This is a genomic window from Vibrio sp. HENC-03 (genome assembly GCF_000305755.2).
Lineage (GTDB): Bacteria > Pseudomonadota > Gammaproteobacteria > Enterobacterales > Vibrionaceae > Vibrio > Vibrio owensii.
Genome location: NZ_JH976079.1, coordinates 157,638 through 164,688, shown reverse-complemented (window position 1 = coordinate 164,688; position 7,051 = coordinate 157,638). Strand labels below are relative to the sequence as shown.

The 7,051-nt window shown below is 44.4% G+C and carries 6 protein-coding genes and 1 tRNA gene; 4 read left to right on the top strand and 3 right to left on the bottom strand.

The features are described 5' to 3' along the window. Positions 1-529 precede the first annotated feature (529 nt). From VCHENC03_RS17700 to VCHENC03_RS17715, 4 genes are all read left to right on the top strand, one after another. Positions 530-1,576, top strand: coding sequence for a hypothetical protein (locus VCHENC03_RS17700; protein WP_009705338.1), 1,047 nt, complete (start codon positions 530-532; stop codon positions 1,574-1,576). Positions 1,577-1,655: 79 nt separating this feature from the next. Continuing rightward, positions 1,656-2,714 (top strand): hypothetical protein, encoded by a 1,059-nt coding sequence (locus VCHENC03_RS17705; RefSeq protein WP_009705337.1) that lies wholly within the window; start codon positions 1,656-1,658, stop codon positions 2,712-2,714. Between the two features lie 81 nt (positions 2,715-2,795). Then, the gene (locus VCHENC03_RS17710; RefSeq protein ID WP_009705336.1) at positions 2,796-3,743 is read left to right on the top strand and encodes a CHAD domain-containing protein; all 948 of its coding nucleotides are present in this window, start codon (positions 2,796-2,798) and stop codon (positions 3,741-3,743) included. 127 nt (positions 3,744-3,870) lie between these two features. Continuing rightward, positions 3,871-4,659 carry a lipase family protein gene (locus VCHENC03_RS17715; protein WP_032802384.1) on the top strand — a complete coding sequence of 263 codons (789 nt, stop codon included), beginning with the start codon at positions 3,871-3,873 and terminating at the stop codon, positions 4,657-4,659. A 91-nt stretch (positions 4,660-4,750) separates the two neighbouring features. Here VCHENC03_RS17715 and VCHENC03_RS17720 read toward each other — a convergent pair whose 3' ends face one another. From VCHENC03_RS17720 to VCHENC03_RS17730, 3 genes are all read right to left on the bottom strand, one after another. After that, the gene (locus VCHENC03_RS17720) at positions 4,751-4,996 is read right to left on the bottom strand and encodes a hypothetical protein (protein ID WP_005440998.1); all 246 of its coding nucleotides are present in this window, start codon (positions 4,994-4,996) and stop codon (positions 4,751-4,753) included. A 137-nt stretch (positions 4,997-5,133) separates the two neighbouring features. Then, complete coding sequence (gene amyS / locus VCHENC03_RS17725) at positions 5,134-6,657, bottom strand: alpha-amylase (protein WP_009705334.1); 1,524 nt, start codon at positions 6,655-6,657, stop codon at positions 5,134-5,136. A gap of 318 nt (positions 6,658-6,975) precedes the next feature. Further along, a tRNA-Cys gene (locus tag VCHENC03_RS17730) sits at positions 6,976-7,049 on the bottom strand. Positions 7,050-7,051: the final 2 nt, after the last annotated feature.

The following is a 7,051-nucleotide window of genomic DNA, read 5'->3' as shown; positions in this document are numbered from 1 at the left end:
TTTTAAATCCCTTGTGTCTACCAATTCCACCACCAGGGCAACGCAATCAATGCGATGGTAACACCACCTGCTCTAACGACCTTCGCCGTGAGAACGAGGCGTACTTTAACGGATTAAGATTCTAGGTCAACAACAAATTTTATCTTTTTTATTCATGCGGTTAAAAAGCAGACTCAGACGAGCACTCTTCAATCAATTCGATCAATCCCTAAACACATCAAACCATTCCAACCCTGCTCTTCACCTGCTCTTACTCAATCATCGCTTTTCTTTCTAGTTAATGTCAGAAAGATTAAAAAGAGAAATCTATCAACAACTTTATAAATTACTCCCGCAAGCAATCTCATTTATAGGAATTAAAATTATCATTATTGTACTCCGGTAACACTTCACAGATCGGATGTGTTGATCGTTATTATTCATCCCGTTAATCATACCTTTCGAGCAAAAGTGATTTTGATGTTTGTATTTTGCTTATTACCACTTCGCTATTTTTGGCGAAACTAAACATTCAAAGGTTGATAACATCATGAATAAAATGACAAAACTAGCCGCACTCGCAGTAGCAATGGCTTTACCTACCGCTTCCAATGCAGCTATTGGTGATTACAAAGTGGTCCTCATCCACGGATTCCAAGCCGATCAACTGCAAACTAAACCAGCGCCATCGCAAGTTGAAACAGAAGGTGCGGATTATTGGAAAGACTATTGGATGCAGTATGCCGATGCTCGCATTGATTGGCCCTCTCATGAAAGAGTTGAAGGAAAAATAGCCAGTGATTATGTATGGCCGAAGCTGCAAGAGCTCTCAAGAAACGGGACTTGCCAGCCGGGTTGCGTGTTGGTCACCCACTCAACTGGCGACCTAGTTGCAAGACATCTGCTCGATAACCAAGAAAACTGGTTAACTAACGCAGGCCTATCTCCACTCAACATTGTCGCGACTTTCGACTTTGCGGGCGCTGGTGGTGGATCCGAGCTGGGCGATATCGTTATTAACATCACTGAAGGTGGTGGCTGGACAAACAGTGCAATGCGTTATGCGATTTCACTCTGGCTTGGTGATATGCCATCAAAAAACAACACCGGTGTATTGAATGATCTAAAAGTGTCAAACGCTCGCCAAATCGCGATGTTACCAGACCACCGTATCCCTCGAATTCGTTTTGTTGGTAACGGCAGCGACTACTTAAAAGCGACCGCAAGCTTCTTGCCCGGAAAAGACGATGGTGTTGTAGCGGCGCATTCATCATGTGGCGCTTCAAGCTCAGGCAGTTTCGATAGCTGTTCTACTAGTCTTGCTATGGACGGAAAAGTGGCTTCTCAAAGCAAGGGAGTGGCTAGCTTTATGCCAAACCACTACCCGTTCATCATGGGTAACGGTTATAGCCACAGCGAGGTCATTGGGTCGAAACACAAAGGTAAAGTCACCTCCAGTAATACGTCGATTGCCTTAGCGGATGGAAAATCGGTAAGCGTTGACAGCTACCAAGAGAACGGATGGTTTGGAAATAAATACATTTACGTACAAGATTCTCAAAATGACACCATGTCGGAAATCGCTGTCGGCCTGTAAAGCGTCGTAATAAGCAAACCAACGAGCCAAGTGTCATGCTTGGCTCTTCTCACACAAAGCACGATGCAAGAGATCGATTATGAGTAACAAAAAGCCAATCGCCATTGGGGCTTTCGTTTTGATTGGGGCTACGGCGATGTTTCTATCGCAACAAAATCAAGACGATGACTCCACGAAGCAACAACCAGCCCAGCAGAATCAAACGGCTGCTTTACCCAAGCCAACACCGAGCGAAACCATCACTATGGAGGGCGCGCCATTACCTCCCAAAGAAGAGAGCGTCGATGTGATTGAAGGTATGACTTCTTCCCATGACTTATCTTTGATTGCAGAACGTCACGAAGAGGTCTTACAGTATCCAGCCTACTCTACTCCCATCACAGATAAGAACAGCCCGTATCTCGATTGGAATCATTTTGAAGAGGTCCCTGTTCCAGTGTTGAATGGAGAAGCCAAAGCAGCATTAAGCTTGGACAAATATCGTCATTTTTATCCAGACAAGATTGATGTTCGCTTAAAATCATCGGCAAACTACGTGACAGCGTCACTCGACATTATTGACGTAGAAAGCCAGCAAACCCTCACGACTCTTCCTGTTCAAGAGAAGGGGTGGCAAATAACACCAGAAGCAAACTGGCCACAAGAATTAAGATTGGTGGCACGCATCAGCTTTGAGCAAGGTGAAGATGTCATCAGTGCGGATTTACGCCTTTACCACTCTGTAGCCAGCATTATCAATGTAGACCAAGCGTCTTCGAATAATTCCGATATGGTGATTCCTATTACAGTTCAAGTGGACAGAGCGGGTATCTATCGAGTTCGTGGCAGTTTATATCTATCAAGCGGCTCGGCAGTTGCCTCTTTAGTACAAAAGAAACAACTGGCTGAAGGAGAACAAACCGTGGAGCTAAAAGCGTTCCACAATGTCTTACCCAATGGAAGAGCCGAGTATGAACTTCGTGACATCATGATAGAACGCATGTCTGGTTTCCCAGGTGAAAAAGCACAGTATGGCCAAAGTAAAGCAGAGTCTTATCCTATTGGATCATTTGATTCGAATACCCTATCCGATGAACCTTATGAAATGAGCGATAAAGAAAAGCAACAGCTTGAATTTCTTCACCAAGCCGCCAACTAGCCGGAATAATTGTTGGCTGAGACAGGTAGAACTGGTCGTCACCTCCTAAAATTAAACCATGTTTGATGTAGGAGGATGGCGATGAAGCTTCTCAACAAGAAGGTTGCGGACTTTAAATTGAGTCCAGATTCGGATCTGAGCTTTCTTTTACCCCGTCATCTAATGCATGAATTCGACTACGCAAGAACGCTTGAACAAGGCGTAATTACCGAAACGGAACCTGAGTTTAACCATCAATATCGAGTCACTTTACGGCGCATTCGCTCTCTACTACTGCTTCTTAAGCCTAATTTCTGCCCCTTTGAATTCAAACTGCTCAAGCCCCACTTAAAGTTACTCATGAAGCAGACCAACACATTACGCGACTCAGATGTGTTTCTCATCGATAGAGAGCATTACTTAAATCGATCACCGGAATACCAAGATAAATTAGCGTCGGTTTTTGAAGTGATTGAAACGCAACAAATCGAAGCACTCAAATCTGTTAGGCAATGGCTCGCCTCTGATTGCTATCTCAAAACCTGTGTCATGATTGAAAACAGCCTTCGCCGAGCATCTCAATATGAGGTGGACAATGTCGAATCCATTGTTGTTTGTTCGAACAAAAGGATCCTCCACCACTACAAGCTGGTAAGCAATGCATGTAGAGGCTTGAACATAAAAAGCAACGATGGTGAAGTTCATCAATTCAGGCTTGAATGCAAGAAGCTCCGTTACTTGCTTGAATACTTTGCTCCTTTGTATGTTCCTCACCAAGGCCACCTTGGAATACAGCACAGAGCGAATGTAAAACAGTTGAAGCAACTTCAAGACCGCCTCGGCGCGTTTAACGATACTTCCAATCAGCTCGATTTCTTTCGTACACAGCAAAACGATAAGCAATTCACCAAGCCACAGCGTAAGGCGATTGGTCAGCTCTTAACATTGGTAGAAAAAGATCATCAAACCACCAAGCTGGCAATTTTCACTGACTTGAAATCGTTCAAACGTGAGATAAAGAGAAGCGATGCACTCGCTATTTACACTTAATTTGTACTCAAGCCATAAAAATGAACGCTATAGGCTGAGCTGTTTATTTTGCCTTTCCATACAGGTTCATGTTCTTTTCATATTTGACGTCTAGAGTTTGAAATTAACTAAGACAAAGAACAACAACGTGAAGCCTCTAAAACGATACCAATACGAACGCTACGCCGTACTCTGCAACCTTGCCTACCCCAGAGTCTTTAAACAGACCCGCTATGGGTTCGACCCTAATGGACAGCGGATCATTAAAAACGAGTTTGGCAAAACCATGATCCGTGTTTTGTGGAGTAAAAAGCGCACAGAAGTCGTTGTTGTCATTAAGGGGTCGCACAGCATTAGCGATTGGCTTTTGAACTTTGCCATGTGGACTCGTAGCTGCAAGCGCCTTGGGCTTAACTATCGCATCCATGCAGGTTTCTACCATTTGTTATTTCAAGAAAGCCAACCTTCTCGAAATGAAGATCGTCTTGGTTTGAGCGTGATTGAACGACTAGAAGCCACCGTCGTACCGCTGATTCTACAAGGCAAGCGCATCACCATTACTGGGCATTCATCGGGCGGCGCGATTGGTAGCGTGTTTGCCGATTATATCGAACGAAAGTACCCCAAAAGCATCAAGCGAGTAGTAACGTTTGGTCAGCCAGCAATTGGTGATTGGACATTCAAAAAACAATACAAGTTAGGACATAAAACCTATCGAATCTGTTGCGACATCGACATTGTTACCTTTATGCCTCCGGTACCTTTTCTCTACTGGCATGTAGGCAAAATGCTTTGGCTTTATAACGGTAGGATTTACGAGAACACACCAACGTTGATGCGGCTTGGACGCTCTTTGGTAAGTTGGTTGATACGCCCTTTTTCTTATCACTTGATGAGCAAGTACATTCGAAACAAAGACTTCTTTGATGAGCGGTAATCCATTGCTTCCATTGCTTCGAGCAATCTGGGAAAAGGAACAGAAACAAAAAGAGCCAGTATTAAACTGGCTCTTTCTTCTTGGTTCAGAATTACAAAGACGCAATTTCTTTATCAAGTTGGTATTTGTTGTCAGTAACGATACGCTCTAATACTTCGACGCGCTGTTTTAGGTCTTCTATTTGTTTATTAAGACCATCTCGCTCTTCTTTATTCATCTGCTTACGCTCAGAAATTTCGAGCGCTCTCACTTCTTTTCGATGATTGAGAATCAGCTTAACGATACCACCACCAAATATTGCACCGAATACAATCGCAACAATCAAAACGTCAGCCATAGATTCCTTTCCTTAATCTGCCTACTGATAATGCTCAGGTATAAAGTTACGCATATGTTTCATGAATATCAAACAAGACATTGATTAAATGCGCACTATTTTCGAAATTGGTCACACCTGTAATTCTACGAGCCTGATTATTTAACGCCGACCCAAACAGAAACCGAACCGCCGTTCACTGGGAACTCAGCCCAACCGTTGGCGTCAGTCCAGACTTCTTCGGTGCGAATACCTAACTTATCGACGTAACGCGTACTCGGTGAACCTGTGTACATCCATTTTGTTCCGCCAGGGCCATCACTCATGATAACCGCCATTGAGTTCGGGTGTTCCGCATCCCCTTCTCGTGTCCAACCAATCACATCCCAATGATCAAGGTAGGAGTGCTGCTTGCCATAAGCATAATCTTTACGCGCTTTCACCAACTGCTCAATGTACGGCACTTTCACCATATTGATGTCGTGTCCTTTATCGCTGTATTGTGCGCCGTAGTAATCCGCGTAGAACACTGACGGATAACCTTCTTCACGAAGCAAAATGAACGCGTACGCAAGAGGCTTAAACCACCAATCCACAGGAGACTCCAGCGCTTGCAGTGGTTGCGTATCATGGTTCTCGACCAATGTTACCGCTTTCACTGGGTTGTCCTTCATCAAGGTGCCATCCATGATACGGCGCATATCGAAGTTACCACCCGAGCGTGAAGCGTTATAGAAGTTCATGTGTAGCGGTGCATCAAACAATGACATGCTGCCAGAAGTCTTAGTGATAAAGTTATGCAGATTGTTCACGTCGTAGTTCCAGTATTCACCCACAGTGAACAGCTCTTTGCCTGTCTTCCAACGCAAGTAATCGATCCACTCTTGTAGGTACTGGTATTTGATGTGTTTAACCGCGTCCATTCGGAAACCATCTACACCCGTCATGTTTAAGTACCACTCGCCCCAGTCTTTCAGCTCTTGCTTCACGTCTGGGTGGTCCATGTCTAAATCTGCGTACATGAGATAGTCGTAGTTGCCTTTTTCAGAGCTGACTTCCCAATCCCATGCTTTGCCGTCACCTTTAAATTTGAAGATCGCTTTTTCTTTACCTGCGTCATCCCAGTCGACGCCATCAAAGTGATACCACGTCCAATGGAAATCTGAGTATTTGTCGTTACGCCCCGGGAAGCTAAATTCGACCCATGCTTCAATCCATTTGTCGCCGAGCTCAATATTTCGGTTGTTCCAATCGACTCGCTTGGTGTCGACCCACGATTTACCATCCGCACCGCCACGGTGGTTAAATACCACATCACCATAAATTTGAATGTTATTTGCGTGTGCCGCTTTGATGGCATCGAGGTATTGGTCTTTAGTACCGTATTTGGTTCGCACCGATCCTTTTTGATCAAACTCCCCCAAGTCATACATATCGTAAACGCCATAACCGACGTCGTTGCTGCCACCAGCACCTTTATAGGCAGGCGGTAGCCATAACGCGGTAAAGCCGTTGTCAGATAGTGCTGGCGCGTTGTTTTCAACTTGTGTCCAGAGTGCACCGTCATTTGGCACATACCAATGGAAATACTGCATCATGGTTCCATTTTGAGCCGCCATTACCGGCGAACTGAGCAGCAAAGTTAAAGGTAAAAGTGTGGGTTTAAGGTTGAATGTTTTCATTATTTTTCTCTCACGTTTTAGGACGAAGCCCGAACTTAGAGAGCCGCAAGACAGGTAGAAGAAATCCAACTAACCGTCTGTTGTACAACAAAAAGTTCGGACTACAATCGTGGAGAAATTATCACCAATCACCCTCTACAATTATTGAGATGTGTAGCATTTATAAAATCAATAACTAATTGAGTGCAATTATTGAATCCCGATCAAATAATCAGGGAGGAGATAATAAGTAAACAGCAGAAAGAGGGATTAAAGCGCGTCGATTTCATTGCGCTAAAACGAAGAAAGCCCGTCATAATGACGAGCTTTCGAAAAGAATGGAGGCGCCTCCCGGAATCGAACCGAGGTCCACGGATTTGCAATCCGCTGCATAGCCACTCTGCCAAGGCGCCTC

Excerpts from the sequence above, each read along its gene's own strand:
- VCHENC03_RS17700 (WP_009705338.1), top strand. The coding sequence starts at position 530 with ATGAATAAAATGACAAAACTAGCCGCACTCGCAGTAGCAATGGCTTTA.
- VCHENC03_RS17705 (WP_009705337.1), top strand. The coding sequence starts at position 1,656 with ATGAGTAACAAAAAGCCAATCGCCATTGGGGCTTTCGTTTTGATTGGG.
- VCHENC03_RS17710 (WP_009705336.1), top strand. The coding sequence starts at position 2,796 with ATGAAGCTTCTCAACAAGAAGGTTGCGGACTTTAAATTGAGTCCAGAT.
- VCHENC03_RS17720 (WP_005440998.1), bottom strand. The coding sequence starts at position 4,996 with ATGGCTGACGTTTTGATTGTTGCGATTGTATTCGGTGCAATATTTGGT.
- amyS (WP_009705334.1), bottom strand. The coding sequence starts at position 6,657 with ATGAAAACATTCAACCTTAAACCCACACTTTTACCTTTAACTTTGCTG.